The organism is Sphingobium sp. TKS (genome assembly GCF_001563265.1).
Lineage (GTDB): Bacteria > Pseudomonadota > Alphaproteobacteria > Sphingomonadales > Sphingomonadaceae > Sphingobium.
Genome location: NZ_CP005083.1, coordinates 3385682 through 3412247 on the forward strand (window position 1 = coordinate 3385682; position 26566 = coordinate 3412247).

The 26566-nt window shown below is 64.5% G+C and carries 28 protein-coding genes; 11 read left to right on the forward strand and 17 right to left on the reverse strand.

Features of this window, described 5'->3' with window-relative positions:
* Positions 1-48: 48 nt before the first annotated feature.
* Positions 49-1170 (reverse strand): dihydropteroate synthase, encoded by a 1122-nt coding sequence (folP, locus tag K426_RS16725; RefSeq protein WP_066559435.1) that lies wholly within the window; start codon positions 1168-1170, stop codon positions 49-51.
* Positions 1171-1333: 163 nt separating this feature from the next.
* Complete coding sequence (locus K426_RS16730) at positions 1334-2458, reverse strand: site-specific DNA-methyltransferase (protein ID WP_066559437.1); 1125 nt, start codon at positions 2456-2458, stop codon at positions 1334-1336.
* 288 nt (positions 2459-2746) lie between these two features.
* Between K426_RS16730 and K426_RS16735 the strand changes: the two genes are divergently transcribed.
* Positions 2747-3088 carry an ArsR/SmtB family transcription factor gene (locus K426_RS16735; RefSeq protein ID WP_066559439.1) on the forward strand — a complete coding sequence of 114 codons (342 nt, stop codon included), beginning with the start codon at positions 2747-2749 and terminating at the stop codon, positions 3086-3088.
* Between the two features lie 40 nt (positions 3089-3128).
* On the opposite strand, the gene K426_RS16740 is transcribed toward K426_RS16735, so the two are convergent.
* Both K426_RS16740 and K426_RS16745 read right to left on the reverse strand, forming a co-directional pair.
* Positions 3129-3926, reverse strand: a complete 798-nt coding sequence (locus K426_RS16740) for a nucleotidyltransferase family protein (protein WP_066559441.1) — start codon at positions 3924-3926, stop codon at positions 3129-3131.
* A 36-nt stretch (positions 3927-3962) separates the two neighbouring features.
* Complete coding sequence (locus tag K426_RS16745; protein ID WP_066559443.1) at positions 3963-5504, reverse strand: M23 family metallopeptidase; 1542 nt, start codon at positions 5502-5504, stop codon at positions 3963-3965.
* Positions 5505-5731: 227 nt separating this feature from the next.
* Between K426_RS16745 and K426_RS16750 the strand changes: the two genes are divergently transcribed.
* The 4 genes from K426_RS16750 to K426_RS16765 all read left to right on the forward strand — a co-directional run bounded on the left by K426_RS16750 (position 5732) and on the right by K426_RS16765 (position 9905).
* Entirely contained in the window at positions 5732-8359 is a 2628-nt protein-coding gene (locus tag K426_RS16750) for a helicase-related protein (RefSeq protein ID WP_443018196.1), read from the forward strand.
* A complete protein-coding gene (locus K426_RS16755) occupies positions 8352-8648 on the forward strand; it encodes an RNA-binding S4 domain-containing protein (protein ID WP_066559447.1) in 297 nt (98 codons plus the stop codon). The genes K426_RS16750 and K426_RS16755 overlap by 8 nt, the downstream gene beginning before the upstream one ends.
* A 113-nt stretch (positions 8649-8761) precedes the next feature.
* A complete protein-coding gene (fdxA, locus tag K426_RS16760; protein WP_066559458.1) occupies positions 8762-9100 on the forward strand; it encodes a ferredoxin FdxA in 339 nt (112 codons plus the stop codon).
* A 277-nt stretch (positions 9101-9377) separates the two neighbouring features.
* Entirely contained in the window at positions 9378-9905 is a 528-nt protein-coding gene (locus K426_RS16765; RefSeq protein ID WP_066559459.1) for a CarD family transcriptional regulator, read from the forward strand.
* Positions 9906-10113: 208 nt separating this feature from the next.
* Here the strand turns inward: K426_RS16765 and K426_RS16770 are convergent, their stop codons facing one another.
* Entirely contained in the window at positions 10114-10356 is a 243-nt protein-coding gene (locus tag K426_RS16770; RefSeq protein WP_066559460.1) for a hypothetical protein, read from the reverse strand.
* Positions 10357-10425: 69 nt separating this feature from the next.
* On the reverse strand, positions 10426-10893 hold the full coding sequence (locus K426_RS16775; RefSeq protein ID WP_066559462.1) for a hypothetical protein: 468 nt from the start codon (positions 10891-10893) through the stop codon (positions 10426-10428).
* Positions 10894-11019: 126 nt separating this feature from the next.
* Here K426_RS16775 and betI point away from each other — a divergent pair, with 126 nt between their 5' ends.
* From betI to K426_RS16795, 4 genes are all read left to right on the forward strand, one after another.
* The gene (betI, locus tag K426_RS16780; protein WP_066559464.1) at positions 11020-11670 is read left to right on the forward strand and encodes a transcriptional regulator BetI; all 651 of its coding nucleotides are present in this window, start codon (positions 11020-11022) and stop codon (positions 11668-11670) included.
* 118 nt (positions 11671-11788) lie between these two features.
* The gene (gene ahpC / locus K426_RS16785) at positions 11789-12352 is read left to right on the forward strand and encodes an alkyl hydroperoxide reductase subunit C (RefSeq protein WP_066559466.1); all 564 of its coding nucleotides are present in this window, start codon (positions 11789-11791) and stop codon (positions 12350-12352) included.
* A 391-nt stretch (positions 12353-12743) separates the two neighbouring features.
* Positions 12744-14336, forward strand: coding sequence for an alkyl hydroperoxide reductase subunit F (ahpF, locus tag K426_RS16790; RefSeq protein ID WP_066561913.1), 1593 nt, complete (start codon positions 12744-12746; stop codon positions 14334-14336).
* A gap of 160 nt (positions 14337-14496) precedes the next feature.
* Positions 14497-14796: a hypothetical protein gene (locus tag K426_RS16795; RefSeq protein ID WP_066559469.1), complete on the forward strand. Its 300-nt coding sequence runs from the start codon at positions 14497-14499 to the stop codon at positions 14794-14796.
* A gap of 12 nt (positions 14797-14808) precedes the next feature.
* Here K426_RS16795 and K426_RS16800 read toward each other — a convergent pair whose 3' ends face one another.
* The 5 genes from K426_RS16800 to glmM form a co-directional block, all read right to left on the reverse strand.
* Positions 14809-15441, reverse strand: coding sequence for a L,D-transpeptidase family protein (locus K426_RS16800; protein ID WP_443018197.1), 633 nt, complete (start codon positions 15439-15441; stop codon positions 14809-14811).
* A gap of 74 nt (positions 15442-15515) precedes the next feature.
* Positions 15516-16115, reverse strand: a complete 600-nt coding sequence (locus tag K426_RS16805; RefSeq protein ID WP_066559472.1) for a ribonuclease HII — start codon at positions 16113-16115, stop codon at positions 15516-15518.
* Positions 16108-16869 carry a bifunctional hydroxymethylpyrimidine kinase/phosphomethylpyrimidine kinase gene (thiD, locus tag K426_RS16810; RefSeq protein WP_066559474.1) on the reverse strand — a complete coding sequence of 254 codons (762 nt, stop codon included), beginning with the start codon at positions 16867-16869 and terminating at the stop codon, positions 16108-16110. Before thiD ends, K426_RS16805 begins: the two co-directional genes overlap by 8 nt.
* Positions 16866-17090 carry a DUF1272 domain-containing protein gene (locus K426_RS16815; protein WP_066559476.1) on the reverse strand — a complete coding sequence of 75 codons (225 nt, stop codon included), beginning with the start codon at positions 17088-17090 and terminating at the stop codon, positions 16866-16868. The genes thiD and K426_RS16815 overlap by 4 nt, the downstream gene beginning before the upstream one ends.
* Positions 17090-18430, reverse strand: a complete 1341-nt coding sequence (gene glmM / locus K426_RS16820; protein WP_066559478.1) for a phosphoglucosamine mutase — start codon at positions 18428-18430, stop codon at positions 17090-17092. The genes K426_RS16815 and glmM overlap by 1 nt, the downstream gene beginning before the upstream one ends.
* Before the next feature lie 91 nt (positions 18431-18521).
* Here glmM and K426_RS16825 point away from each other — a divergent pair, with 91 nt between their 5' ends.
* Positions 18522-19895, forward strand: coding sequence for an alanine/glycine:cation symporter family protein (locus K426_RS16825; protein WP_066559480.1), 1374 nt, complete (start codon positions 18522-18524; stop codon positions 19893-19895).
* Here K426_RS16825 and K426_RS16830 read toward each other — a convergent pair.
* The 6 genes from K426_RS16830 to K426_RS16855 form a co-directional block, all read right to left on the reverse strand.
* The gene (locus K426_RS16830; protein WP_066559483.1) at positions 19892-21214 is read right to left on the reverse strand and encodes an aminopeptidase P family protein; all 1323 of its coding nucleotides are present in this window, start codon (positions 21212-21214) and stop codon (positions 19892-19894) included. The two genes, K426_RS16825 and K426_RS16830, sit on opposite strands and share 4 nt — an antisense overlap.
* Positions 21215-21341: 127 nt before the next feature.
* On the reverse strand, positions 21342-21524 hold the full coding sequence (locus tag K426_RS16835) for a general stress protein CsbD (RefSeq protein WP_066559486.1): 183 nt from the start codon (positions 21522-21524) through the stop codon (positions 21342-21344).
* Between the two features lie 325 nt (positions 21525-21849).
* Positions 21850-22392 carry a 30S ribosomal protein S9 gene (rpsI, locus tag K426_RS16840; protein WP_082748646.1) on the reverse strand — a complete coding sequence of 181 codons (543 nt, stop codon included), beginning with the start codon at positions 22390-22392 and terminating at the stop codon, positions 21850-21852.
* Positions 22392-22871 (reverse strand): 50S ribosomal protein L13, encoded by a 480-nt coding sequence (rplM, locus tag K426_RS16845; protein WP_082748648.1) that lies wholly within the window; start codon positions 22869-22871, stop codon positions 22392-22394. The genes rpsI and rplM overlap by 1 nt, the downstream gene beginning before the upstream one ends.
* A gap of 131 nt (positions 22872-23002) precedes the next feature.
* Positions 23003-23323, reverse strand: a complete 321-nt coding sequence (gene cutA / locus K426_RS16850) for a divalent-cation tolerance protein CutA (RefSeq protein WP_066559489.1) — start codon at positions 23321-23323, stop codon at positions 23003-23005.
* A complete protein-coding gene (locus tag K426_RS16855; protein WP_066559492.1) occupies positions 23320-24366 on the reverse strand; it encodes a COX15/CtaA family protein in 1047 nt (348 codons plus the stop codon). The genes cutA and K426_RS16855 overlap by 4 nt, the downstream gene beginning before the upstream one ends.
* 120 nt (positions 24367-24486) lie before the next feature.
* On the opposite strand from K426_RS16855, the gene K426_RS16860 reads away from it, so the two are divergent.
* Positions 24487-26559, forward strand: a complete 2073-nt coding sequence (locus tag K426_RS16860) for a hybrid sensor histidine kinase/response regulator (protein WP_066559494.1) — start codon at positions 24487-24489, stop codon at positions 26557-26559.
* Positions 26560-26566: the final 7 nt, after the last annotated feature.

The window sequence follows — 26566 nt, forward strand, 5'->3', positions numbered from 1 at the left end:
TGAGGCAAAGGCAGCTTAGCCCCCTAATGGCCAAACCCACCCCCACTCTCAAACCGCGCTCAACCCCGCATCCGCCAGCCCGCGCCACAGATGCAGCGCCTGCACGCTTTCCTTGACGTCATGCACCCGCACCATCTGCGCGCCCAGTTCCACCGCGCGGAAGGCCAGGCCCACCGATCCGCCCAACCTTTCCGCCGCTGGTGCCTCATTGGACAAAGCCCCGATCAACCGCTTGCGGCTCCCGGCGAACAGCAACGGCACGCCCAGCCCCTGGAACAGCGCCAAGCCGTTCACCAGCGCCAGATTGTCGCTCAACGACTTGCCAAAGCCCAATCCCGGATCGACCATGATCTTCTCGCGGGCCACCCCGGCCGCCAGACAGGCCTCGACCCGCGTCTCCAGCATATCGAACACATCGGCCACGACATCGCCATAACCGTCCGGATTCGCATGCGGATCGTCCCCAGCCGAGGGCGCATGCATCAGGATCACCGGACAGCCCGCCGAAACCACCACATCCATCGCCCGCGGATCGTGCCGCAACGCGCTCACATCGTTGACGACCGCCGCTCCCGCCGCCAGCGCGGCTTCCATCACCGCCGCCTTGCGCGTGTCGATGGACATGGAAATACCCGCCGCCGCCAGCTTCTCGATCACCGGCACGACGCGGGCGATCTCATCCCCTTCCCAGAGTTTCGGCGCCTTGGGACGGGTCGATTCCCCGCCTACATCAATTAGCGAAGCCCCCGCCGCCGCCATGGCGAAGCCTGCATCCGCCGCCGCCTGCGGATCGTCCATATGCTTGCCGCCATCGGAAAAGCTGTCGGGCGTGATGTTCAGGATCGCCATCACCTGCGGCGCGTCGAAACGGATCGTCCGCCCATCCAGCGCCAAAGGCAGACGCTGCGCCGAAATATTGGCCGCCAACCGTTGCGCCCGCTCAGCCAGCGCATCGGGCAATCCCGCGACGGCATCGACAAATTCCGCGACCGGCACCGTCACCCGAGCCACCCGCCGGCCATCCTTCCGCGCAGTCAGCTCATAGCCCTGAAACCAGATCAGCCCATTGCCCATCCGCGCCGCCGACCCTTCGGCCAAGCCGATGGGCGACGGCACGAACCAAGTGGGGCGCAGGTAAAGCCGGGCGTCGGCAGGGATTTGGGAAAGCATTGCCATGTCCTTCGATCGGATCGAGAGCTTCCCTTAGCGTCCCGCCGTGCTCCTGCGAAGGCAGGAGCCCAGTTCTGAGGTAGCGCGCATAAACCAGGGTCTAAACTGGGTTCTCACGAGCCGCTTGTCTCGCTCGAACGCCTGCCCAGGAACACGGAGCCGCTTAAGGCTCGTTCGCCAGCAAATAGGTCTGCCGCAGCGTATCGATCGGCTTCAGCGCCCCATCGATCTCGATATGCCAGAAGGTCCACCCGTTGCAGCTTGGCGCACCCTGGAGTGTGGCCCCCATCTTGTGGATAGACCCCGTATCCGCCCCGACGCTGAGCGAACCGTCCGCCCGCACCACCGCCTGCCAGCGGCGCTTGCTGTCCGTCAGCACCGCGCCGGGCTGCAAATAGCCCGTCTCGACCAGCGTGCCGAATGCCACCTTGGGCTGCTGCCGCGCCGTCTGCATGATAGTGAGCGCGCTTTCGTCCAGCGGCAACGCCGCCTCGATCCGCTCCAGCGCAACCTCGATATAATCGTCCTCGCGCTCGATCCCAATCCAACGTCGCCCCAGACGCTTGGCCACCGCGCCCGTCGTCCCCGTCCCGAAGAAGGGATCGAGCACCACATCGCCCGGCTTGGTGCAGGCCAGCATCACGCGGTAGAGCAAAGCTTCCGGCTTCTGCGTCGGGTGCGCCTTGGTGCCGTTGCGCTTCAACCGCTCCTGCCCGCCGCAGATCGGCAGCACCCAATCGGAGCGCATCTGCAATTCGTCGTTGAGCGTCTTCATCGCCTTGTAGTTGAAGGTGTACTTCGCATCCTCGCCCTGGCTGGCCCAGATCAACGTCTCATGCGCATTGGTGAAGCGCGTGCCCTTGAAATTGGGCATGGGGTTGGACTTGCGCCAGATGATGTCGTTGAGGATCCAGAAGCCTTCGTCCTGCAGGGCCGTGCCGACGCGGAAGATATTGTGATAGCTGCCGATCACCCAGATCGAGCCATTGGGCTTCAATATGCGGCGCGCCTCGCGCAGCCAGGCCTTGGTGAAGCGGTCATAACTGCCCAGCGTGTCGAACTTGTCCCAATCATTGTCGACCGCATCGACGCGGCTGCCCTCTGGCCGGAACAGGTCGCCGCCCAGTTGCAGATTATAGGGAGGATCGGCAAAGATCATGTCGATGCAGGCGTCGGGCAGCTTCGCCATTTCGGAAATGCAGTCGCCACGCAGCAGGCGGTCGGCCTCGATCTCGACCGGCGCAACCGCCTTTTTCCGCCGCGGCGCGACGCGTTCCATGACACCCATTAGTGACCCCCGTTTGCTTCTGAGGCCCAGCGATGAGTCCTCGGGAGTCCGCCGTCAAGATCAGCAACTTAGGGTTCAAGCCTCACATAAAGGTTAACACGGCGGAGAACGAACCGGGTAGCCACTAGATATTGAGTCGACGGCGACTCGAAAGACTCAACATGGGCTAGTGTGACGCAAAAGACTCAGCGAAAAAGGCCCGGAAAGTTTTTTTGGTTAACGCCGTTTCGGAGGGCAAAAACGGACCTACGCTTGACCATTTCATAACTATTTGGTTATGTCATAACGATGACAGAACATATTTTGAGGGGGGATCGCTCGGCCTCCTGCGACGAACTTTTCAAGGCCTTGTCCGACGGCACCCGGCGGGCGCTGCTCGAATATCTGGTGCGCGAAGGCGAACAGAGCGTCCACGCCCTCACCGCCATTTCCGGCGTATCGCAACCCATGGTGTCCCGCCATCTCGGCAAGCTGAAGCGCGCCAGCCTCGTGACGGCCCGCCGCGCAGGCCGCGAAACCTACTACACCGCCCGCGCCAAGGGGCTCGCCCCGATCGTCCAATGGATGGCGGTATATGGGGCGCTCTGGTCCCAACGCTTCACCGCGCTGGAAGATCTGGACGGTTATTGAGGGCATAACATGCTCCTGCCTTCGCAGGAGCACGTCGCTTCTATATCGCGGCCCCCGCCAAAATCTCTTCGATCAGCACAACATCATCCGGCTTGTCCGCATCGATACAGGCCTCCGCCTGCTCCATCGCCACCAGCCGCGCCACCAGCCCAAAGCGCCGCCCCACCCGCGCAATCCCGCCCCGCAAGCTCGAAATCCTGAGCACCGCCCCCAGCAAAGCCAAAGGCCCGAAGGCGGACAATATCTTCCACCCCTTCTTGCGGTCCTGCTCAACCTCTTGCCAAAGCGCGATCACCGGCCGGGCCTTGCCACTCCCGAACCAGAAGATATTCGCCCCCGACCACCAGCCGTCGCGGAACTTCAGCCAGGTCCGCCGCGATCCCGGATAGCGCGCCAGCAAGGTCGCCCGCTCCACCATCGCCACGGCAATGTCGGCGCCATCAGCCTCCCGCACCATCTGGTCGAGCATCGCTGCATCCAGCAGCACATGATCCGCCGTCGTCATCAGCAGCGGAAAGGGCAAATCCGCCCGGTCCAACAACGCCATCAGCGAGGATGCAATCCCGCCCCCACTCGTTTCGAACCGCACCTTGGGATGCGCCGCCAGCCAGGCGGTAGTCGGATCGCCAGCAAACAGCTCCGGCGCCTGCGTCAGCACGATCACGCGCCCGATCACCGGATGCGCCAGCAAGGCCCGCGCCGGATGGTTGATCATCGGCTCGCCCGCTACGGGCGCCAGCGGCTTCACCGCCACCCCCGCCGCCACAGCCAAGGGATCGGGAACAGGCCGCGCCCCGGCCAGCAATATTGCAGTGATGTCAGAAGCCGGTGCGATCATGACCGCCCGTTAGCGGAGCCTGTTTCCCACGAAAAGCTATTTCCCGGAAGCCGCCGGTCCCGCACTCTGGGCTTGCTGCTTTTGGGCCACCTGCACGGGCAATCCCACGCGCAGGCTCTTCAACTGCACCAGCCGCGCCCGGAAAGCCGCCAACTCCCGCCCAGCCAATTGCGACGTGGTCGTAAAGCGAACCGACAGCGGATTGATCGTCTGCCCGTTGCGATACAGTTCATAATGCAGATGCGGCCCGGTCGACAGGCCGGAGGAGCCGACATAGCCGATCACCTGCCCCTGCCGCACGCGCTGCCCCGGCGCGGCCGCGATCCGGCTCATATGCGCATAGCCGGTGGCAAGGCCACTGCCATGCTCCAGCCGCACATAATTGCCATGTCCGCCATGCCGCCCGGCATAGGACACCACGCCGTCGGTCGCCGCATAGATGGGCGATCCATAGGCCGCCGCGAAATCGATCCCCGCATGCATTCGGGTATAGCCCAATATCGGGTGCCGCCGCATGCCGAAGCTGGACGACATGCGCCCCGCGACCGGCGCGGACAGCACACCCCGCCGCTGGCCCACGCCCGACGCCTCGAACCATTGGGTCCGCCCGTCGCTATTCCATTTCAGCATGTCGATGCCGCGCCCGCTGGCCCGGTGCAGTCCGGCGAACAACAGGTCGCCCACCTCGACATCGCCGGTATCCGCCCGCCGATATTCGGTGACCATATCATAGCGGTCGCCCGCCGAGATCGATCCCAGATCGATCTGCTGCGCCACCACGCGCAGGAAGCTCTGGATCGCCTTGGGCGGCGCCCCCGCGGCCCGCGCCGAATGGTACAGGCTCTCGCCCACGACGCCCTGGATGCGCAGCGGCGTATCGTCGACATGGATCGCGGTCCGCTGCACCTGCAACACCCCGCCAGCCCGCGAAATCTCTATCCCCAGGTCCAGCCGCGCCCGGAATGCCAGCTTGTCCAGCGGCCGGGGCACATCCCGGCTCGCCCGGCGACCGAGCACGATGTCCAGCGGCGTCCCCGGCTTCATGCCCGCGCCGACATCGCCGGCGACAAGGCTCATCACCGTCGCTACATCGCCCCCGCTCACCCCGGCCCGCGCCAGCGCCCGGCCCAGCGAATCGCTTCCGCCGATCTGCGCGCGCAGCTCGATCTGCGGCCGCTCCGGCGTCTCGCGCAGCGGCTGCACGGCGTCGGTCGGTCCCATGCGCCGCCCGCTGTCGGCGCCCATGGCGAGCGGCATGATCATCTGGCTGCGCACTTCGTCGAATTGCCGGGACGCCATCAAAGGCTGCGGCTCGCCCGGCAGCGCATGGAAACCCGGCGACAGATAAAGCGCCGCCGCGCACAGTCCGAAACAGGTCGCAAGTCCCCGGAACCAGGTGAAACTTCCCACCCGCTGGCCAAGGTCGGGAACCAGCTCCACATCCTCCGCCCAGTCGCGCAGCTTTTCGCGCCAATCGCGCGAATCCTCGACCGGCGCCCCATTGCGGATGGAGTCAGTCAGCCACAGGGACGCAGAGGCGCCCCCCTGTTGGGCATTGATCTGACTGCCATGAAACACGGTAAAACAAGCCCCCGGGGCAATATACGCCACGACCCCCGCCGCGCGTTCATCCGCAATTCTGTGAAGGCATAAGGTTAAAGTCAAATAAAGACGGCTATTTTAACCCTTTTTCTGCGCCCGGACGAGCCACATGGCGGACCGGCGGACCAATTTGGGGCATCGCACCGCTTTGCCAGGCCTTTGCCCTTGCCCTTCCTCCCGCCATGCCCGACATAGCAGGGGTCATGGCCCTATTTGCCCGCTCGCCCATCACCGCCGTGTTGGGCCCTACCAACACCGGCAAGACCCACCTCGCCGTCGAACGCATGTGCGGCCATTCCTCCGGGATGATGGGCTTTCCGCTCCGCCTTCTGGCGCGCGAAGTCTATGACCGGGTGGTCGGGATGAAGGGCGCCAGCCAAGTCGCTCTCATCACGGGCGAGGAAAAGATCGTGCCGCCGAACGCGCGCTATTTCCTCTGCACGGCGGAATCCATGCCGGTCGACAGAGATTACGCCTTCGTCGCCCTGGACGAAGCCCAACTCGGCGCCGACCCGGAGCGCGGCCATGTCTTCACCGACCGGCTGTTGCGCGCCCGGGGTCGCGAGGAAACGATGATCCTCGGTTCCGCCAGCATCAGCCGCGTCGTCAAATCCCTCGTCCCCGATGCGGAGATCATCGGCCGCCCTCGATTCTCGACGCTCAGCTACGCAGGCGCGAAAAAGCTCTCCCGCCTGCCCAAGCGCTCCGCCATCGTCGCCTTCTCCGCCGAAGAGGTCTACGCCGTGGCCGAAATGCTCCGCCGCTTCCGGGGCGGAGCGGCGGTGGTGATGGGCGCGCTTTCCCCCCGCACGCGCAACGCGCAGGTGCAGATGTTCCTGAACGGAGAGGTCGACTATCTGGTCGCCACCGACGCGATCGGCATGGGGTTGAACCTGGACGTCGCCCATGTCGCCTTCGCCTCGCTGCGCAAGTTCGACGGCCGCCGCACGCGCCGCCTCACCGTCGCGGAAATGGCGCAGATCGCAGGCCGCGCGGGCCGCCACCACAAAGACGGCACCTTCGGCAGCCTGGGTCATGAAGAGGGCGACGCCGCCTTCACCCCCGAAGAAATCGAGACCATCGAAGCCCACCGCTTCCCGCCGGTCGAGCAACTTTTCTGGCGCGGCGGCACCCCGCGCACCGACCGGCTCGACCATCTGATCTTCGATCTGGAAGAGAAACCCGAACGCCCCGAACTGCGCGCCGCGCCCGAGGCTGTCGACCTTGCCGTCCTCAAACGCCTAGCCGACGACCCGCTGGTAATCGAGCGCGCCAAGGGCCAGAAGCAGGTCGAACGTCTCTGGGCCGCCTGCGGCCTGCCCGATTTCCAGAAGCTGGGGGCGGAACATCATGCCCGCACGGTCAGCCGCATCTGGCGCTTCCTCTCGGAAGGGAGCGGCCACATTCCTCGCGACTGGTTCGCCCAGCAGATCGCGCGACTCGATTCGGTTCAGGGCGACATCGACACGCTATCGGGCCGGATCGCCGCGGCGCGCACCTGGTCCTATATCGCCCATCGCGCCGACTGGCTCGCCCATCCGGCTGAAATGGCCGAACGCACGCGTACGCTTGAAGAAAAACTCTCGGATGCGCTCCACGCCGCGCTGATGCAGCGTTTCGTGGACCGCCGCACCACGGTTCTGCTAAGGGATATCGGCCAGAGCGTGGACAATCTGCCCGTCGAAATAGAGCCGGACGGGACAGTCTGCGTCGATGGCGAGACGATCGGGCGACTTGACGGATTTCGTTTCTCGGTCGATCCCGCTACCCGGCATCAGGACAGGAAGATGCTGTTGGCGGCCGCTGAACGGCGCCTTGGAAGGATATTGCGAGTGAAGGCTGACGAATTGCTGAGCGCACCCGATACTGATTTCGCGCTCATGGACGAAGCAGGACAAGCCCCCGGCATAAGCTGGAAGGGGGACGCGGTGGCCACGCTGCATGGCGGCCCCGCGCTGCTGACCCCGGAAATCCGGCTGGATCGCGCGCTTCTGGCGCTGGGCCAGGATGTGCAGAAGCTCGTTCTCGCCCGCCTCACCACCTGGTTCGACGCGCAGAAGGAAAAGCACCTCCTGCCGCTGACCAAGATGGTCGCCAGCTCCTCCGACCCCGAAGTCCCCGCCGTCGTCCGCGCCGTCTTCGCCCAGCTTGCCGATGCGGGCGGCGTGATCGCGCGCACCGATCTCGATTCGGCGCTCGGCCATCTCGACAAGGATCAGCGCCATTTGCTGCGCCGCGCCGGCATCGATATCGGCGTGCTCGACATCTATCATCCCGGCCTGCTCAAGCCCGGCGCCGCCCGCTGGCGCGCCGCTTTGCTGGCGGCCCGCATCGCCAAGCCCTGCCTGCCTCTACCCGGTCCCGGCCTCACCCTGATCCCCGCCGGCGAAAAGCCCGAGCAGATGGGCGCCCGCATCGCCGGTTTCCGTGGCTTTGGCGAACAGATGCTGCGCATCGACATGGCCGAACGCATGGCCCGCACCGCACATGAAGCCATCGCCAAGAACGAGGCCTTCACCGCGCAAAGCCCGCAGATCGTCTCGCTGGGCCTGTCGGAAGAGGCCTTCCTGCAATTGATGCGCCTCGCCGGCTTCCGCCCCGTGGAAGCGCCCGAGGAGGGCGGCCCCAACTGGGTCTTCCGCGGCCGGCAAAAGCCCCGCCCGCACCAGCAGCACCAGCGCAGCGACAAGCGCGCCGCTCCATCGCAGGGCAAGTCCCAGGGTAAGACACGCGGCGACCGGGCGCCCCGTCCCGCCGCCTCATCCGGCCCTGCGCCCACTGGCAACCACGCTTTTGCGGGTCTTGCCGAATTGCTGGGCCGTAATGGCTGACGCGGGCATGGTGTCGGTCCACGGACCAAGCCTGCGCATCGACAAATTCCTCTGGTTCGCGCGCCTCGCGAAGAGTCGCTCGGTCGCCCAGAAAATGGCGGAGGAAGGCCATATCCGCCTGAATGGCCGCCGCATCGACCGCTCGCACGCCCCGGTGCGGGCGGGTGACCTCATCACCTTCCCCCACCCCAGCGGCGTGCGAGTGGTTAGGGTGACCCAGCTCCCCGATCGCCGAGGCCCGGCACCGGAGGCGCAGGCCTGCTATGAAGAACTGACCGTAGGCGCCTGAAGCCGCAGAAGCTTAAGCCCAACAATCACCCCGCCAACAATATCCTCATTGACCTTCGCCGCGACCGCGCATAGCAGGGCGCCCAATTGTCCTAATTCCAAGAGTGCTGACCCATGACCTACGTCGTGACCGATAACTGCATCCGCTGCAAATATATGGATTGCGTCGAGGTTTGCCCCGTGGATTGTTTCTACGAGGGCGAGAATATGCTGGTCATCAACCCCAATGAGTGCATCGACTGCGGCGTGTGCGAGCCTGAGTGCCCTGCCGAAGCGATCCTACCCGATACCGAAAACGGCCTGGAAAAATGGCTGGAGTTGAACACGAAATTCTCCGCCGAATGGCCGAACATCACCGTCAAGGGTGATGCCCCCGCCGACGCCGACGCGATGAAGGGCGTCGAAAACAAGCTGGCACAGTTCTTCTCGCCCGAGCCCGGCAGCGGAAGCTGATCTGCCGCGCCGCAGCGTCGACCGCGCGCGGTCCGGACATCCCCCAAACTAGCTGTTGCGTTTAATTTGCAAGGCCACTCCCGGATTTTGTGTCCGGGGGTGGCAATTTTGTTACGAATCTGCTAAATAGGGGCCAACAGGTGGACATGGTCGCGTCCGCTACGGAGACAAATGCCTGATGTATTGATGGTGGCGCCGCATCCCCCTCGGCTCGTGCATCTGTTCGCACTTGCAACGCGAACGCCACCGCTCCCCCTGTAATATGGAAAGGTTTCAAATGGCTGCCAAGGCGCTGTCCTTTGACGTAGGTGATTATGTTGTTTACCCCAAGCATGGCGTTGGCCGCGTCATAGAGCTGCAAAAGGAGCAGATTGCGGGCATGGAGCTGGAGCTCTATGTTCTCCGCTTCGAAAAGGAGCGCATGACGCTCCGCGTGCCCACGAACAAGGCCGAAGGCGTCGGCATGCGCAAGCTGTCCTCCAACAAGACGCTGGAGGAAGCGGTCGAAACGCTTAAGGGCAAGCCCAAGGTGAAGCGCACCATGTGGTCGCGCCGCGCTCAGGAATATGAAGCGAAGATTAATTCGGGCGACCTGGTGTCGATTGCCGAAGTGACCCGCGACCTGTTCCGCGCCGACGACCAGCCGGAACAGAGCTATTCCGAACGGCAGATCTTCGAGGCCGCCTCCAGCCGCCTCGCCCGCGAACTCGCGGCGATGGAGGAAACGGACGAGCCGAGCGCGCTCAAGAAAATCCTGCGCATCCTCAACGAAGCCGCACCCCGTTACGTGAAGGTGGAAAGCTGATCAAGCCGCGCTCGAGCCGACAACGGCAGGCGTAAAGAAAAGGGCGTCCCGATCGGGGCGCCCTTTTCCGTACATCCTGAGTTGGCGGCTTCCAGAACCATCCGCTTCTACGCAAGCGCCGGACCGAAGCAGACGGCTCAAGACACGGCGCAGATCGAAAGGCAGAACTGGGTTCCTGCCTCCGCAGGACCACCAAACAGGCGCAATCTTATTGCTGATCCTTTACGGCACCCGCCGCATCCTTGGCTGCGTCACCGACATCGCTTGCCGCCTGACCGACCTGCGTAGCGGCGCCTTCGACAGCGCTATCCTTGCGGGTTTGGCTGCTGATCAGGAAGAAGGCGGCGATCGCCACCACCACGACCAGCAAGAGAACGGCTACCATGGTGCCGCCGCCACCACGTTTTTCGATGACCGTGGTGGTCGTCGGACGCTCCTGATAATCCGCCATAGAAATCCTCCTCATCTTCACGCCACCCGGCAACATAATGCGCAAGCAAGCGGACGGGTTCCTGAGCCTTCAGCGGCAATAGCCCTCCCGCCCCGGCACCACGATCAGACAATCCTGCCTGCCCGCGAGATATTTGAACCCCGTCTCGGCGCCCGCGCCCGGCCGGATGCTGAGCTCCTGGCCGTCCCGCGCGAAGCGGATCGCCGCCCCTGCGGCCACACCGTCATAGCCACCCTGCCGGTCGAGATTGTCCCGGTTCGTGATGGCATAATGGCCTGGCCGGCCATCCGGCGAGGGCTGAATGTCCAGGAAAAGCCCCTCCGGCCCGTTCCACCGTCCCACCCAATCATCAGTGAGGCCCGCCGCTTCATTGGCGGCCACGCCGACCGCATCCGGCTCCTCGACCGCCTCGACATCCGGCGCCTGCGCGGCATTGTTCGTGACCGGCCCCTTGTCCACGCTCTTCGCGCAACCGGACATCAGCGCACCCGCCAGCATCAACGGCAGAAGCGCGCGGTTCAGATCAAGACGCCTCATTCATCTTTCCCCTTGCAATTGGCCTCATAAACGGCTGAACGCCGGTCTTCGATCCATTTTCCTGAATGGGGACGGAGCGCTTGCCAGCGGTTCCGGCAGGGAGCAGGATCATGGTGGGGAAAAGAAATGGAGCACAAGGTTGAAGGGCGCCCCGAACGGGCGCGTTTCGTTCGCGAAACCGCAGATGTCCGGCGGCAGGCTCTGATCGAGGCAACCGCGCGCTGCCTGGCCGAAAAGGGCGTGGGCGGCACCTCCGTCCGGGCGATCTGCGCCTATGCGGGCGTGTCCGCAGGCCTGCTGACTCATTATTTCGACGGCGTGGACGCCCTGATCCTGGCGACCTATCGCGATGTCGGGGAACAGGTCGCCGCCGCGATGGAACGCGCGGTGGCGGAGGCTGGAGCCGATCCCCGCGCCCGGCTCTGGGCCTATTTGCGGTCCAATTTCCAGCCGCCGGTACTGGATCCCAATCTGCTTGCGACCTGGATTTCCTTCTGGAGCCTCAACAAGACCAATCCGAAAATCGCCGCCACCCATGCCGAAACCTATGGCGGCGGGCGCGAACGCATGGAGGTGCTGCTGCGGGAGGCCGCGCCGCAAATTCCCCGCCCGGACGCGCGCATCGCCGCCATCGGCCTTACTGCGATGATCGATGGCCTCTGGCTGGAACTGTGCCTCGATTCGTCCACCTTCACCATCGAGGAAGCGTTGGGCATGATCGAGGAAGCGATGAATTACGTCCTGCACAAACCCAGAGGCGGTCCGATCGATCAATAAGACGGTCTGTGATCGCTTTTATCAATCGACTTGGCCAAGAAAACCAATTTCACGGCACCATGCGCATTCCCTACATGGGTCGGGCAACAGCAACTCCCTAAAAGGAACTGGAAAGCCCATGGCTCTTATCAACACGACCATCAAGCCGTTCACCGCCACCGCGTACAAGCAGGGCAAGTTCGTCGACGTCACCGACGCCGATGTGAAGGGCAAGTGGGCCGTCTTCTTCTTCTACCCCGCCGACTTCACCTTCGTCTGCCCGACGGAGCTGGAGGATCTGGCCGATATCTACCCGACGCTCCAGAAGCTGAACGTCGAGGTTTACTCGGTTTCGACCGACACGCATTTCAGCCACAAGGCCTGGCACGACACCTCGCCGGCGATCGGCAAGATCAACTATTTCATGCTGGGCGACCAGTCGGGCACCATCACCAACAATTTCGACGTGATGCGTCCGGGCGTCGGCCTGGCTGACCGCGCCACCTTCCTGGTCGATCCCGAAGGCGTGATCCAGTTCATGGAAATCACTTCGGAAGGCGTCGGCCGCAACGCGACCGAACTGCTCCGCAAGGTCAAGGCCGCGCAATATGTCGCCGCCAACCCTGGCGAAGTCTGCCCGGCCAAGTGGGAAGAAGGCGAAGCCACGCTGGCGCCCTCGCTCGACCTCGTCGGCAAGATCTAACGGCCTCGCCGACATTCCGCCCATGCGGGCCTGCGAAGCGCGATTTCCTGCGCTTCGGTGCTCACGGACCAGAAGTCCGCTGCGCTCCGATGCTCGGAAATCACGCTTCTCGGCTCCACCTGAACGAAATGTCGACAAGGCCTTAACTCTTGTCGGGCTGGGTCGAAGGCACCCTCCCCGGCCCGGCGGGAGCCATTATATGCAACGTGCTCCTGCGAAGGCAGGAGCCCAGAGCGTCAGGTCACGCGCCAAAGCCTGGGATCCTGCCTTCGCAGGAGCACGCCGCTCTCAATTTACAACCTCCGCAAACGCCGGGCCTTCGGATCGCACCGTCCCGGCGAAGGACAAGCCGCGTGCCCCGGATCGGCGCGCCCAACCCATGGAGACCAATATGTTGGACGCAAATCTCAAGGGCCAGCTCAAGGCCTATATGGCGAACATCACCCAGCCGATCGAGCTGGTGGCGTCGCTGGACGAAGGCGCGAAGAGCCGTGAACTCAAGACGCTGCTGGATGAGATCGCCGAACTGTCGGACAAGGTATCCATCACCACCGGCCCAAAAACCGATAGCACCAAGCGCGTCCCCAGCTTCATGATCCGCCGTACCGGCACGGACATCGGCGTGACCTTCGCCGGCCTGCCCATGGGCCATGAATTCACCTCGCTCGTCCTCGCCCTGCTGCAAGTCGGCGGCCACCCGTCCAAGGCGGCGCAGGAACTGCTCCAGCAGATCAAGGACATCGACGGTGACTTCGCCTTCGAAACCTATTTCTCGCTGTCCTGCCAGAACTGCCCCGATGTGGTGCAGGCGCTGAACCTGATGGCCGTCCTCAACCCCCGCATCAGCCACACCGCCATCGACGGCGCGCTATTCAAGGAAGAAGTCGACGCCCGCAAGGTCATGGCCGTCCCCACCGTCTTCCTGAACGGCGAACCCTTCGCCAGCGGCCGGATGGAACTGGAGCAGATCGTCGCGAAGATCGACAGCGGCGCGGCCACCCGCGCAGCGGAGAAGATCAAGGCGCAAGACCCGTTCGAAGTGCTGATCGTCGGTGGCGGTCCCGCTGGCGCTGCGGCGGCGATCTATGCGGCGCGCAAGGGCATCCGCACCGGCGTCGCGGCGGAGCGCTTCGGCGGTCAGGTGCTCGACACCATGGATATCGAGAATTTCATCTCGGTCAGCCGCACCGAAGGCCCCAAATTCGCCGCCGCGCTGGAAGCCCATGTGAAGGACTATGACGTCGAGATCATGAACCTGCAGAAGGCCGCCAAGCTGATCCCGGCCAAGACCGAAGGCGGCTATCATGAGGTCGTGCTGGGAAATGGCGCGTCCTTGAAGGGCAAGACCGTCATTCTCTCCACCGGCGCGCGCTGGCGGCAGATGGGCGTGCCCGGCGAAGACGAATATCGCAACAAGGGCGTGGCCTACTGCCCGCATTGCGACGGCCCGCTGTTCAAGGGCAAGCGCGTGGCGGTGATCGGCGGCGGCAATAGCGGCGTCGAGGCGGCCATCGACCTGGCCGGCATCGTCGCCCATGTGACTCTGATCGAGTATGACAGCCAGCTCCGCGCCGACGCCGTGCTCCAGCGCAAACTCGCCAGCCTGCCCAATGTCAGGATCATCACCTCGGCCCTCACGACCAAGGTGGACGGCAATGGCGAACGCGTCACCGGCCTCAGCTACAAGGATCGCAACAGCGGCACGGAGCATGATATCGAACTGGAAGGCATTTTCGTCCAGATCGGCCTCGTCCCGAACACCGAATGGCTGAAAGACACGATCGCCCTTTCCCCACGTGGCGAGATCGAGATCGACGCGCGCGGCGAAACCAGCCAGCCCGGCATCTTCGCGGCGGGCGACTGCACGACTGTGCCCTACAAGCAGATCGTGATCGCTTGCGGAGCGGGCTCGACGGCGGCGCTCTCCGCCTTCGATTACTTGATCCGCCTGCCAGCGGCGGAGGAGACCGCCGAAGCGGCCTGATCATCCGGGCCAAAGAATCGCGGGGCGGCGGATTCCACGGGAGGATCAGCCGCCCTTGCCTCATCCAAGCCACTCAAAAGACACGCGATTGTAAAGTTAATGTCTTTTTCACCATGATTCGCGATTCTGGGCGGCGTCAATTACGCAAGCAGGTATCGTCATGGCGCCATGTGCCTATCGCAATCCGGAATGGCTGTCAGCGGTCTACGCCATGGTCGACGATGTCTGCGCGCGGGATGGCGCCCCTCCGCCGGGGATGATCGGTGCCCTGACCCGCCTCATCGACAGCGCGCAAAGCGATCGCTCGGCGGACAATTTCCTTCCCCGTGCACAGGACATGCTGCTGGCCATCCACCGCCTGCGCGCCTCCCTCGCGCAATCCGATTCCCAGGCCAGCGCGATCCGCGGCGAGCTTCGCCTGATGTGCAACGACTGGATCAAGTCGGCCCGCTTCTGCTAACCCGAATTCCTCTTAACGCCGCATCAAGCGCAGCCGGAAAATCCCCGGATCGACCTCCAGCATCGGCGCGGCCGTCTCATCCCGCTGCGCCAGCACCACCGGCGCTTGCGGCGCGAAAGTCACGACGGCGCTTCCCGGATCGCCCACCACCAGCGCATCCACCATCAACACCGGACTCAATCGGTCCGAGGTCACACTGACCAGAGTCCCGACTTGCGTCATCCCGAACAGCTTGCGCGCAAAGGCATAAGGCAGCCTGATGCACCCATGGCTCGCCGGATGGCCGGGATTATGCCCCGCATGGAGCGCAATCCCGTCCCAGGTCAGCCGCTGCATGAAGGGCATGGGCGCGTTGGAATAGATGTTCGACCGATGCCATTCCCGCTTCTGCAGCACCGGAAACTCCCCGGTCGGCGTGCGATGCCCCTTCATGCCCGTCGACACGCTGGCAATCCCGACCAGCCGGTCGCCATCATAGACATGCACCATCTGTCGCTCGATGCTGATCACCATATAGAGCGGCCCGACGAACGGCCCCTCCTCCAGCCAGCGATAGCCCCCCGGCCCCACCGGCTCCTGCCCCGCCACGGGCACGGCGATCACGCACAGCAGCGGCAAAAGCATCCAGGTTAGAAAGGCGCGCATCAACACTTTCTTAACCACAAGACGCGCCAGCGCCAGCCCCTGATCGGCCCGCCCAGGTTCAGACTGGGACGATGCTACAGCAAGCTCAATTGCGCGACCGGCGCGAAGCTCCTGCGGTGCAGCGGCGTCGGCCCATGTTCGCGCAGCGCGGCCAGATGCTTGGCGCTGCCATAGCCCTTGTTGCTTTCCCAACCATAATGGGGATGCACCGCCGCCGCCTCGATCATCATCCGGTCGCGTGCTTCTTTCGCCAGGATGGAGGCCGCCGCGATCGACAGACATTTGGCGTCACCCTCGACCACCGCCGTCGATGCCCAGCGCCATTGCGGGCAGCGATTGCCGTCCACCAGCACATGCGCGCAATCCTGGGTCAACGCCTCGACCGCCCGCCTCATCGCCAGCATGGTCGCCCAGAGGATGTTGAGGCTGTCAATCTCCTCGACCGAAGCGACGCCCAGCCCCCAGCACAGCGCCCGCGCCTTGATCTCCCCCTCCAGCATGGCGCGCCGGGCAGCGCTCAACTGCTTGCTGTCGTTGAGACCTTGCGGGCAATCCTCCTGCCGCAGGATCACCGCCCCCGCCACGACCGGCCCGGCCAGCGGGCCGCGCCCTGCCTCGTCCACCCCGGCAACCAGTCCCGGATGATGCAGCAGTTCATGGGAAAAATCAGGCATGGTCGTGAAACCCGAAAGGCGCGCCCATCGGCCCATGTCCCTGCCCTAGTCCCGGTGCGAGAGCGAGCGCCTCCCGCACATATTTGCGCCCGCGTTCGATGGCGTCGACCAGATCCAGACCCTGCCCCAGCCCGGTCGCGATCGCGCTGGCCAGCGTGCAGCCGGTGCCATGGGTGTGCGGCGTATCGATTCGCGCATTGCTCCACGCCTTGAGAACGCCCTGTGGCCCGATCAGCCGGTCCGTCAGCATCGGCCCCTCGCCATGGCCGCCCTTGGCCAGCACATGGGTTGCAAAACGGATCGCGATCTCCTCCCCGCCCAGCGCTTCCAGCTCCGGGATATTGGGCGTGACCAGCGTGGCCAGCGCCATCAGCTTCTCAAAGGCGGCGACGGTCGCCTCGTTCGCCAGCGCGGAACCGCTGGTGGCCACCATGACCGGATCGAAGACGATCGGCACGCCCTCCAGCGCCGCCAGCCGCTCCGCCACAGCCACCGCCGTTTCCGCCGATCCGATCATGCCGATCTTCACCGCATCGACCCCGATATCGCTGATGACACTCTCCATCTGTTGGAGCACCATGTCGGTCGGGATCGGATGAACGCCCTGCACGCCCAGCGTATTCTGCGCGGTAATCGCGGTGATCGCTGTCATGGCATGGCCGCCGAGCAGCGTCACGGTGCGGATATCCGCCTGGACGCCCGCGCCCCCCCCGCTGTCGGACCCGGCAATGATGAGGATGCGCGCGGAAGTCATGCCTTGAAATGCCGCTCCGTCGAAGCCGGATGGCGTTTGAGCGCATCGCCGGTCCGGGTCGGCCGGTCCATCAATTCACCGCCGCAATTGGGACAACGATCGTCCAGCGCCTCAGCGCATGACGCGCAGAATGTGCATTCGAAGGAACAGATAAATGCCCCCGGTTCATCGGCGGGCAGGTCCGTCCCGCAACGCTCGCAATCGGGCCGCAATTCCAGCATCAGGCAGCCGCCTTCGCCACGGCGTCGCAGATGCGCTCGACCACGTCCTTGACCTGCTCCTCCCGGTCGCCCTCGGCCATCACGCGGATGACCGGCTCCGTGCCCGAAGGCCGGATCACCAGCCGCCCGCACCCGTTCAACTCCGCCTCGGCCTGGGCGATCGCCCGCTTCACATCCTCATGCTCCAGCGGCTTGCCACCGGAGAAGCGGACATTCTTGAGCAATTGCGGCACCGGATCGAACTGATGCAGCACTTCGCTCGCAGGCTTGCCCGATCGCACCAGCGCCGCCAGCACCTGCAACCCCGCCACGGTGCCGTCGCCGGTCGTCGCATAGTCGGAAAGGATCATATGCCCTGACTGCTCGCCACCGACGTTGAAACCGCCCTCGCGCATCCGCTCCAGCACATAGCGGTCGCCCACCTTGGTCCGCTCCAGCGCCATGCCCTGACCCACAAGGAAACGCTCCAGTCCCAGGTTCGACATCACCGTCGCCACCAGCCCGCCGCCGCGCAGCATCCCCGCCTTCGCGAAATTGCCTGCGATCAGCGCCATGATCTGGTCGCCGTCGACGATCGCGCCATGTTCGTCCACCACGATCAGCCGGTCGGCATCGCCATCCAGCGCAATGCCTATGTCCGCGCCCGCCGACACCACCGTTTCCTGCAACAGCAACGGCGCGGTCGATCCGCACTGGTCGTTGATATTGATGCCATTGGGCGTGACGCCGATCGCCACCACCTCTGCCCCCAATTCCCAGAGGGCCGAGGGCGCGACCTGATAAGCGGCCCCATTGGCGCAATCGACCACGATCTTGAGGCCATCCAGCCGAAGGTCGGCCGGAAAGCTGGATTTGACGGCATGGATATAGCGGCCCCGAGCGTCCTCCACGCGACGGGCGCGGCCGATTTCCTGCGACGCGGCAAGCGGAATATCTTGGCTTAGCATCGCCTCGATCTTCAGCTCATCCTCATCCGACAGCTTGTAGCCATCCGGCCCGAACAGCTTGATGCCATTGTCGAAATAGGGGTTGTGGCTGGCCGATATCATCACGCCCAGATCGGCGCGCATCGAATGGGCGAGCAGCGCCACCGCCGGAGTCGGGATCGGCCCGAACTGCACCACATCCATGCCGACGGCGGTGAAACCCGCGACCAGCGCATTTTCCACCATATAGCCCGACAGGCGCGTGTCCTTGCCGATGACGACGCGATGGCGATGCGTGCCGCGCTGGAAATGCTTGCCCGCCGCCATGCCGACCTTCATCGCCAGTTCGGCGGTCATCGGCCATTGGTTGGTGCGTCCGCGAATGCCGTCCGTGCCGAAATATTTTCTGCTCATAATCCCTGCCCGCCCATGCGGTTAAACCTCTCATCATTCCCATAGCAATCTTTGTTCGACTTTCCAGCAAGGAGCAGCCATCCCTTTGCAAATGGACGGATTCAATGCAGCGGTCGACGCCCTTTCCGGCGCGGTCTTCTTCAAGGTGCCGGTGCTGGGGACGCAGATCGAGCTGATCGTGCTCTATCTGGCGCTGCCGATGCTGTTCTTCACCGTCTGGCTGGGCTTTCCCAATCTGACCGCGGTCGGCAGGGCGCTGCGCATCCTCAAGACCCAGCCGCATGAGGGCGAGGCGAAGGGCGACGTCAGCCAATGGGGCGCGCTGTCGACGGCGCTGTCCGGCACGATCGGCCTGGGCAATATCGCGGGCGTGGCGGTGGCGCTGACGATGGGCGGGCCGGGCGCGATCCTCTGGATGTTCATCATCGGCTGGTTCGCCATGACGGTGAAGATGGCGGAGGTAACGCTGGGCCTCAAATATCGCACCTTCGACAGCCGGGGCCATGTGCATGGCGGGCCGATGTATGTGCTCAAAGCCGTGGGCGCGGCGCGGGGCTGGCCGAAGATCGGGCTGCTATTGGGCGGGTTCTACGCCTTTTTCGCGCTGTTCGGGGCAATCCCGATGGTGCAGGTCAACCAAAGCTTCGCGCAGGTGAAAGTGGTGACGGGCTTCAGCAATGGCTGGGCCTATGGCACGATCCTCGCGGGTGCGGTGGCACTGGTGACTTTGGGCGGCGCTGCCTGGCTGGGGGAAGTGGCGAAGAGGCTGACGCCGCTCAAGGTCGCGGTCTATATGATCGGCGTGGCGACGGTGCTGATCCTGCACGCCGCCGCCATTCCAGCCGCGCTGACGGAAATCTGGCAAGGCGCCTGGAACGGACAGGCCGCGACCGGCGGCGCCGTGGGCGCGTTCGTTTCGGGAATGCGGCGCGCGGTGTTCGCGAGCGAGGCAGGCGTGGGGTCGGCGGTCATGGCGCATAGCCTGGCGCGGGCGCGGCATCCGGTGTCCGAGGGGCTGGTCGCGCTGCTGGAGCCGTTGCTCGGCACGATGATCGTCTGCGCCTTGGGCGGGCTGGCGCTGGTGGTCGCGGGCACATGGAAATCGGGGCTGGAGGGCATTGCCATCACCTCCGCCGCCTTCGCGCAGGTGTCGCACTCCTTTCCATGGCTGCTGGCGGTGGTCGTGGTGCTGTTCGCTTATTCGACGCTGGTCGCCTGGGGCTTCTATGGCTTGCAGGCCTGGGGCTATCTGTTCGGCAACGGACCCAAGGCGCAGTGGAGCTACAAGATTCTCTACATCATCGCCCTACCCCCGGCGGCGGCCATCGATCTCGGCCGGGTGGTCGGCATTGTCGACAGCAGCTTCTTCCTGATGGCGATCCCCAATGTGATCGCACTCTACCTCTGCGCCGGGGAATTGCGGCGCGATGTGCGCAATTATCTGGCGACACCCGAGGAGGATTAACGCGCCATCGCCGTTTCGATTTCCTCGACGGTTCGGGGAATGCCTTCGCTCAGGCGCTGCGATCCGGTCGGCGTGATCAGATAGAGATCTTCGATCCGAATGCCATAATTGGCGGATTGGACATAAAGGCCCGGCTCCACGGTAATGACCGCGCCCGCCGGCAGCGGCTTGGACATGTCGCCCACGTCATGGACATCAAGGCCGACCAGATGACCAAGGCCATGGGTGAAATCATCGACCCGCCCGGCCTTGCGGAAGACATCTTTCGCGGCCTCCACCAGATCCTCATAATAGACCCCGGCCTTGAGCTTGGCCACGGCGGCGGCCTGAGCGGCGAGTACCAGTTCATAGGATGCGCGCTGTTCAGCACTAAACTTGCCGCTGGCGGGGAAGGTCCGCGTCACGTCGCAGGCATAGCCACCGACCGAAGCGGCCGCGTCGATCAGGATCAGGTCATTGGGTCCGATGACCCCGCTGCCGCCGGTATAATGCAGCGAAGCCGCGTTGCGCCCGGTGGCGACGATGCTGTCATAGGCCAACCCCTCTCCTCCCCCGGCGCGGAAAGCATCCTCCAATATGGCCTTGAGCTGCCTTTCGCTCATGCCGGGCCGCACTTGCTTCATCGCCGCGATATGGCCGCGCGCCGTTGCCGCCGTCGCCCTGCGCATCAGGTCGAGTTCGCGCGGTTCCTTGACGATGCGGAGCGAAGGCAGCAGGCCGCTCTCATCCTTGAGCGAAACGCCGGGCACGCGCTGCATCACCTTGCCGTAAAGCTCCAGCCCCTGGGGCACCGGCGCGGATGCGCTGACGATAGGGCCAAGGAAATGCAGCGTCTTGGACCGTTCGGCCAGGGTGGTGACGAGGCCTCCCAGACCGCTGGTGCGCGACACGCGGGCAAAGCCGGTGCGCCGCTCCAGTTCCGTGCCCAAAGGCAGGCGTTCGACCTCCCAACGCTCCGCCTCCGGATCGCGCGAGGGGAGCAGCAGCCATTCCTTGATCGTCCGCTCGGCGGGCGCCATGACGAGAATCGCGCCGGGTTCATCGACGATGCCGGTCAGCCAGGCAAAGTCCCCGTCCTGCACGAAGGGCGGCGCGACGGCGGCGGCAATTTCTACCGGCCCGGCGCCATAAACGACGGCGACACCGTCTTTCAGCAATTCCATGACGCGACGGCGGCGTTCGCGAAACACATCCGGGGTGAAAGGCGAAGTGCCCGCCGGGGTCGCGAAGCCCTGCGGCGGCAATGTCTGTGCGATGAGTCGCGTGGAAAGGACCAGCGATGCCGTGGCGCCCGCCAACATGGTCCGCCGATTATACATAGAGTTCTCCCTTGCTGCGCCAAACAGGAGCATGAAAGGAAGCGGGCGGCAAGGGGCGTATCAGGGTGATGATACAGTAAAGACCCCGCCAAAGGGCGAGGCCTTTCATGATGTCTGCGGCGGCGGGTCAGATCTTGTCGCCCAGGGCGCCTTTCACCGAACCCTTGATGTCCTGAACGGTGCCCTTGCCCTTCTGGGCCTGGCCTTCCGCCACCAGATCGGGATCGCGCCGGTTGCGGCCTACGGCTTCCTTGACGGCGCCTGCGGCCTTATTGCCTGCGGCCTTTGCCTTGTCGGTCAGTTCGCCCATGGAATGTCTCCTGTCAGTTGCTCTTGCAGGGTCAACCAATGGAGTTGGCGGAAGGTTGCCATCGGTGCGGATGCGAAATGGTGGCTTTGGGTAGATAGGAGACGGTCTGCTTCGCGCTGCTTTCCTTGAAGCGCATCGTGCTCCTGCGAAGGCAGGAGCCCAGTTCCTACGGTGCGATGATCCACAAGCGGCGGAACTGGGTTCCTGCCTTCGCAGGAACACATATCCACTCAATGGCAGCTAATGGCCGAAATCGGCCTTTTGCGCACAAAAAGAAAAGGGCCGGAAAACCGGCCCCTTCCCCAATTTCGTTCCGATCGAAAGATCAGCGCTTCGAGAACTGGAAGCTGCGGCGGGCCTTGGCCTTGCCGTACTTCTTACGCTCGACGGCGCGGCTGTCGCGGGTCAGGAAGCCTTCGGCCTTGACCGCGCTACGCAGCGCCGGCTCGTACTTCGACAGAGCCTGGGCGATACCGTGCTTGACCGCACCGGCCTGGCCCGACAGACCGCCGCCCTTGACGGTGGCGATCACGTCGTACTGACCTTCGCGCTCGGTGACGCCGAAGGGCTGGTTGATCACCAGACGCAGGGTCGGGCGGGCGAAATAGATTTCCTGATCGCGGCCGTTGACCGTGATCTTGCCGGTGCCGGGCTTCACCCAGACGCGAGCGACGGCGTCCTTACGACGGCCAGTCGCATAGGCGCGGCCGAGGCTGTCGATTTCCTGGGCGCGCAGCGGAGCCGAAGGCTGGACCGGAGCGATCGGCGCGTCAGCAGCGATGGGCGCTTCCGCAGCAGCGGTGGCGGGCGCCGGGGCGTTGGCGGTCAGCGACGCGAGGTCGGACAGGGACTGGCGGTTATCGGACATTATGCACCCACCTTGTTCTTGCGGTTGCGCGACGCGAAATCGAGCACTTCGGGGTTCTGCGCTTCGTGGGGATGCTCAGCGCCGGCGAAGATGCGCAGGTTGCGCATCTGCTGGCGGCCCAGCGGACCACGGGGGATCATGCGCTCGACGGCCTTTTCAAGCACGCGCTCGGGGAAACGGCCTTCCAGAATCTTCTGGGGGGTGGTTTCCTTGATGCCGCCGGCATAGCCAGTGTGCTTGTAATAGACCTTGTCAGTCAGCTTGCGGCCGGTGAACTTCACCTTGCCCGCATTGACGATGATGACATTGTCACCGCAATCGACATGGGGCGTGAAGCTCGTCTTGTGCTTGCCGCGCAGGATGTTCGCGACGGTCGAGGCGAGGCGGCCGACGACGAGGCCTTCCGCGTCGATCAAAATCCACTTCTTTTCGACCGTGGCCGGGGTTGCCGGCTTGGTGGTCTTCATCAGCGCCTTCATGGTGCCAATACTCCAGTTGAAATTAGTCACCGATCACCGTCACCGGCTTTCGGAAGATGCGCGCTAATGACGGGTGAGGCGCGCCAAGTCAAGAGATTCGGCGGGATTGCTGACGGGTAAAATAATACCTGTCATTTGGTGGACTGATCTCCCACCCACCGGGCGAAGGCGCTATCGGCCGCCTCCACCGGCAAAGCGAGGATCGCGGGAACCTCATAATCATGCAGTTCGGCAAGGCGCGCCATCAGCGCATCGCGGCGGGACGGCGCGGTCTTGAAGAGGACCGGCACCTCGGCCGCCTCCTCCATCGCGCCGTTCCATTCGTAGAAGGAGGTCGCCTCCCCCAGCAGGTTCGCGCAGGCCGCCAGCCGTTCCTCGACCAACTGGCGCGCGATGCGGGTCGCGGCCTCACGCGAGCCGAACAGCGTGTAGACGAGCGCGACGGCGCTCATCCCCGGCGTTCCCCAAGCGCATGGGCGCCCCAGGTGGCCGATGCGACCACCAGCGCGCCGACCGCCTGGTGCAGCACGGCCAGCGGCAACGCGATGCCGCTGATGACGGTGGCGATGCCAAGCGCGACCTGCGTGCCGACCGCCGCGTTGATCGCGATGGAGGGGCCGCGCTCCCCAGCCTGCTTGGCCATGCGGGCCAGCATGACCAGCATGAACGCAGCGACCCAGGCCCACCAGCGATGGATGAAATGCACCAGATAGGGATCGCTGGACAGCGTCGCCCAGAGCGAGCCGAGCCACTGGATTCCTTGCGGTACGAGATGGTCGTTCATCAGCGGCCAGGTGTTGGAAACATAGCCCGCATCCAGCCCCGCCGTGAACGCGCCGAACATCAACTGCACCAGCAGCGCCACCAGCGCGGCGATCGCGAAGGGGTGCAGCATCGCCGGTTTCGCAAAGGGCGTGCGCGAGCGCGTCAACAGGTCCAGCGCGGTCCAGATCAGCCCGCCCATGATGAACAGCGCCGTCAGCAGATGCACCGCCAGCCGGTAGTGGCTGACATCGGTTCGCACCGACAGGCCCGACTTCACCATCCACCAGCCGATCGCGCCCTGCAGACCGCCCAGCGCCAGCAGCGCAAGCAGGCGCGGTCCATAGCCCTGCGGGATCGCCCGCTTCCACGCGAACCAGAGCAGCGGCAAGGCGAAGGCCACGCCGATCAACCGCCCGAGCAGCCGGTGCACCCATTCCCAGAAGAAGATGAACTGGAAATCGCCCAGGGTCATGCCCTGCCGCAACTGCTGATATTCGGGAATCTGCTGATAATCGCGAAACGCCTCCATCCACTGGTCATGGGTCAGCGGCGGGATGGCGCCGGTAATCGGCTTCCATTGGGTGATCGACAGGCCGGATTCGGTCAGGCGTGTGATGCCGCCGACGACGACCATGCAAAAGACGAGGGCGGCGACCGTCAGCAACCAGCGCGCGATCGTCGCGGGGCGTGGGATGGCGACGGCGGGGCGGGTCAGGGTCAACGCGGTCATGGTGCCGATCCATGCTCGCTTGTCCGGCCGGTTGCAAGAACAACAGGAACCGGAGGACAAAAGGTCATAACGCCTTGTGCATCAACGGATACAAACCGTCGGACAGGCGTATCACGCCTCATGGGAAAGCTGATCGAGGATAAGATGAGCGGCACGCAGGGCATTGCGGGCATGATCGCCGCGCAGGGGTCTCTGGGCGCCTTGACCGCGCGCATCGACGCCGGGTCTCCGCTGGGTCCGGTGGAGGGATGGTCTCCGGCACTGGTGTCGACCGTCCGGCTGATGCTGTCGTCCAGGGCGGAGATCGTGCTGTTCTGGGGCTCCGATCTCTGCGCGCTCTACAATGAAGCCTATGCGCCCACCATCGGGGACAAGCATCCCCGCGTGCTGGGCCGTCCGGCGCGGGAGGGATGGTCGGAACTGTGGGACGATCTGGAACCGCTGCTGCGGTCGGTGGTCGAGGGCGGCGAGTCCGTGCACGCCAGGGACCGCCCCTTCTATATCGAGCGCGACGGTGGCCAGGGAGAACAGGTGTTTTTCGACATCAGCTACTCCCCGGTGTTCGAGGCGGACGGGTCGATCGGCGGCGCGCTCTGCATCGTCAGCGAGACGACCAGACGCGTGCTGGCCGAAAAGGAAGTGCGGGCCGACCGCGCCCGGCTGTGGGCACTGGCGCGCGATCCCTTTCTGGTCGCGGACAAGGACGGCGTGTGGATGGCCGCCAGCCCGGCCTGGACGGACATATTGGGCTGGAGCGAACAGGAACTGATCGGGCGCACGTCGGAATGGATGGAACATCCCGACGATCTGGAGAAGACGAAGGGCGAAATCGCAGGCCTGGCCAGGGGCATGCCGACGGTACGCTTCGAAAACCGGTTCCGGGCGAAGGACGGCAGCTATCGCAATTTCAGTTGGACGGCGGTGCCGGAAAACGACCTTGTCTATTGCGTCGCCCGCGACGTGACGGAGCAGCGCGCCCATGCCAGAGCCTTGGCGGAGGCGGAAGCGGCGCTGCGGCAGGCGCAGAAGATGGAGACGCTGGGCCAGCTTACCGGTGGGGTGGCGCATGACTTCAACAATCTGCTGCAGATCGTCACCGGCAATCTGGAACTGTTGCAGCGCGGGGTGGATAAGATCGGCGGCGAAGATCAGGCGCGGCTGCGCCGGGCGGCGGACAATGCGATGGGCGGCGCCGAGCGCGCCGCGCTGCTGACTCAGCGGCTGCTCGCTTTCTCCCGGCGCCAGCCGCTGGCGCCGGAGCGGATCGATCCCAACCGGCTGGTGAGCGGCATGTCCGACCTGCTCAATCGCACATTGGGCGAGACCATCGAGATCGAGACGATCCAGAGCGCCCGCGTGTGGCCGGTAGAGATCGACGTCAACCAGATGGAAATCGCGTTGCTCAACCTGGCGGTGAATGCCCGCGACGCCATGACGGACGGCGGCAAGCTGACCATCGAAGTCGCCAACACGCATATCGATGCGGACTATGCCGCGCAGGAAGCGGAGGTGTCGCCCGGTCAATATGTGCTGATCAGCATGTCCGATACCGGCGCGGGCATGGACGAGGAAATATTGAGCCACGCCATCGAACCCTTTTTCACCACCAAGGAGGTCGGGCGCGGAACGGGCCTGGGCCTGTCGATGGTCTATGGCTTCATCAAGCAGTCGGGCGGCCATTTCCGCGTCTATTCGGAGGCGGGGCACGGCACGACGGTGAAAATTTATCTGCCGCGTTTCTACGGGCTGCTGCCGGACAATGACACCGGCACGGTGGACCGCTGCGCGCCGGAATGTCCCGGCGACGAAACGGTATTGGTGTGCGAGGATGATGAGAAGGTGCGGGCCTATACCGTCGATGTGCTGAAGGAACTGGGCTATCGGGTGATCGAGGCGGCCGACGGTCCGGCCGCGTTGCAGGCGCTGGAGGGGCCTTCACAGCCGATCGACCTGCTGTTCACCGATGTCATCCTGCCCGGCGGGATGACCGGCGCGGACATAGCGCGCGAGGCGCAAACGCGTCGGCCGGGGCTGAGGGTGCTGTTCGCGACCGGCTATGCGCGCAATGCGATCTTCCATCATGGCCGGCTCGATCCGGGGGTGGAGTTGCTGACCAAGCCCTTCACCTATGCCGAGCTGGCCGCGAAGGTGCGGGATATGCTGGATCGTGCTGAAGTGCGGCATGCGGGGTGAGTCAGTA

What these genes read in the sequence shown, in the direction of transcription:
- folP (WP_066559435.1), bottom strand. Translation starts at nt 1,170, where the DNA reads ATGCTTTCCCAAATCCCTGCCGACGCCCGGCTTTACCTGCGCCCCACT.
- K426_RS16730 (WP_066559437.1), bottom strand. Translation starts at nt 2,458, where the DNA reads ATGGGTGTCATGGAACGCGTCGCGCCGCGGCGGAAAAAGGCGGTTGCG.
- K426_RS16735 (WP_066559439.1), top strand. Translation starts at nt 2,747, where the DNA reads ATGACAGAACATATTTTGAGGGGGGATCGCTCGGCCTCCTGCGACGAA.
- K426_RS16740 (WP_066559441.1), bottom strand. Translation starts at nt 3,926, where the DNA reads ATGATCGCACCGGCTTCTGACATCACTGCAATATTGCTGGCCGGGGCG.
- K426_RS16750 (WP_443018196.1), top strand. Translation starts at nt 5,732, where the DNA reads ATGGCCCTATTTGCCCGCTCGCCCATCACCGCCGTGTTGGGCCCTACC.
- K426_RS16755 (WP_066559447.1), top strand. Translation starts at nt 8,352, where the DNA reads ATGGCTGACGCGGGCATGGTGTCGGTCCACGGACCAAGCCTGCGCATC.
- fdxA (WP_066559458.1), top strand. Translation starts at nt 8,762, where the DNA reads ATGACCTACGTCGTGACCGATAACTGCATCCGCTGCAAATATATGGAT.
- K426_RS16765 (WP_066559459.1), top strand. Translation starts at nt 9,378, where the DNA reads ATGGCTGCCAAGGCGCTGTCCTTTGACGTAGGTGATTATGTTGTTTAC.
- K426_RS16770 (WP_066559460.1), bottom strand. Translation starts at nt 10,356, where the DNA reads ATGGCGGATTATCAGGAGCGTCCGACGACCACCACGGTCATCGAAAAA.
- K426_RS16775 (WP_066559462.1), bottom strand. Translation starts at nt 10,893, where the DNA reads ATGAGGCGTCTTGATCTGAACCGCGCGCTTCTGCCGTTGATGCTGGCG.
- betI (WP_066559464.1), top strand. Translation starts at nt 11,020, where the DNA reads ATGGAGCACAAGGTTGAAGGGCGCCCCGAACGGGCGCGTTTCGTTCGC.
- ahpC (WP_066559466.1), top strand. Translation starts at nt 11,789, where the DNA reads ATGGCTCTTATCAACACGACCATCAAGCCGTTCACCGCCACCGCGTAC.
- ahpF (WP_066561913.1), top strand. Translation starts at nt 12,744, where the DNA reads ATGTTGGACGCAAATCTCAAGGGCCAGCTCAAGGCCTATATGGCGAAC.
- K426_RS16795 (WP_066559469.1), top strand. Translation starts at nt 14,497, where the DNA reads ATGGCGCCATGTGCCTATCGCAATCCGGAATGGCTGTCAGCGGTCTAC.
- K426_RS16800 (WP_443018197.1), bottom strand. Translation starts at nt 15,441, where the DNA reads ATGCGCGCCTTTCTAACCTGGATGCTTTTGCCGCTGCTGTGCGTGATC.
- K426_RS16805 (WP_066559472.1), bottom strand. Translation starts at nt 16,115, where the DNA reads ATGCCTGATTTTTCCCATGAACTGCTGCATCATCCGGGACTGGTTGCC.
- thiD (WP_066559474.1), bottom strand. Translation starts at nt 16,869, where the DNA reads ATGACTTCCGCGCGCATCCTCATCATTGCCGGGTCCGACAGCGGGGGG.
- K426_RS16815 (WP_066559476.1), bottom strand. Translation starts at nt 17,090, where the DNA reads ATGCTGGAATTGCGGCCCGATTGCGAGCGTTGCGGGACGGACCTGCCC.
- glmM (WP_066559478.1), bottom strand. Translation starts at nt 18,430, where the DNA reads ATGAGCAGAAAATATTTCGGCACGGACGGCATTCGCGGACGCACCAAC.
- K426_RS16825 (WP_066559480.1), top strand. Translation starts at nt 18,522, where the DNA reads ATGGACGGATTCAATGCAGCGGTCGACGCCCTTTCCGGCGCGGTCTTC.
- K426_RS16830 (WP_066559483.1), bottom strand. Translation starts at nt 21,214, where the DNA reads ATGTATAATCGGCGGACCATGTTGGCGGGCGCCACGGCATCGCTGGTC.
- K426_RS16835 (WP_066559486.1), bottom strand. Translation starts at nt 21,524, where the DNA reads ATGGGCGAACTGACCGACAAGGCAAAGGCCGCAGGCAATAAGGCCGCA.
- rpsI (WP_082748646.1), bottom strand. Translation starts at nt 22,392, where the DNA reads ATGTCCGATAACCGCCAGTCCCTGTCCGACCTCGCGTCGCTGACCGCC.
- rplM (WP_082748648.1), bottom strand. Translation starts at nt 22,871, where the DNA reads ATGAAGGCGCTGATGAAGACCACCAAGCCGGCAACCCCGGCCACGGTC.
- cutA (WP_066559489.1), bottom strand. Translation starts at nt 23,323, where the DNA reads ATGAGCGCCGTCGCGCTCGTCTACACGCTGTTCGGCTCGCGTGAGGCC.
- K426_RS16855 (WP_066559492.1), bottom strand. Translation starts at nt 24,366, where the DNA reads ATGACCGCGTTGACCCTGACCCGCCCCGCCGTCGCCATCCCACGCCCC.
- K426_RS16860 (WP_066559494.1), top strand. Translation starts at nt 24,487, where the DNA reads ATGGGAAAGCTGATCGAGGATAAGATGAGCGGCACGCAGGGCATTGCG.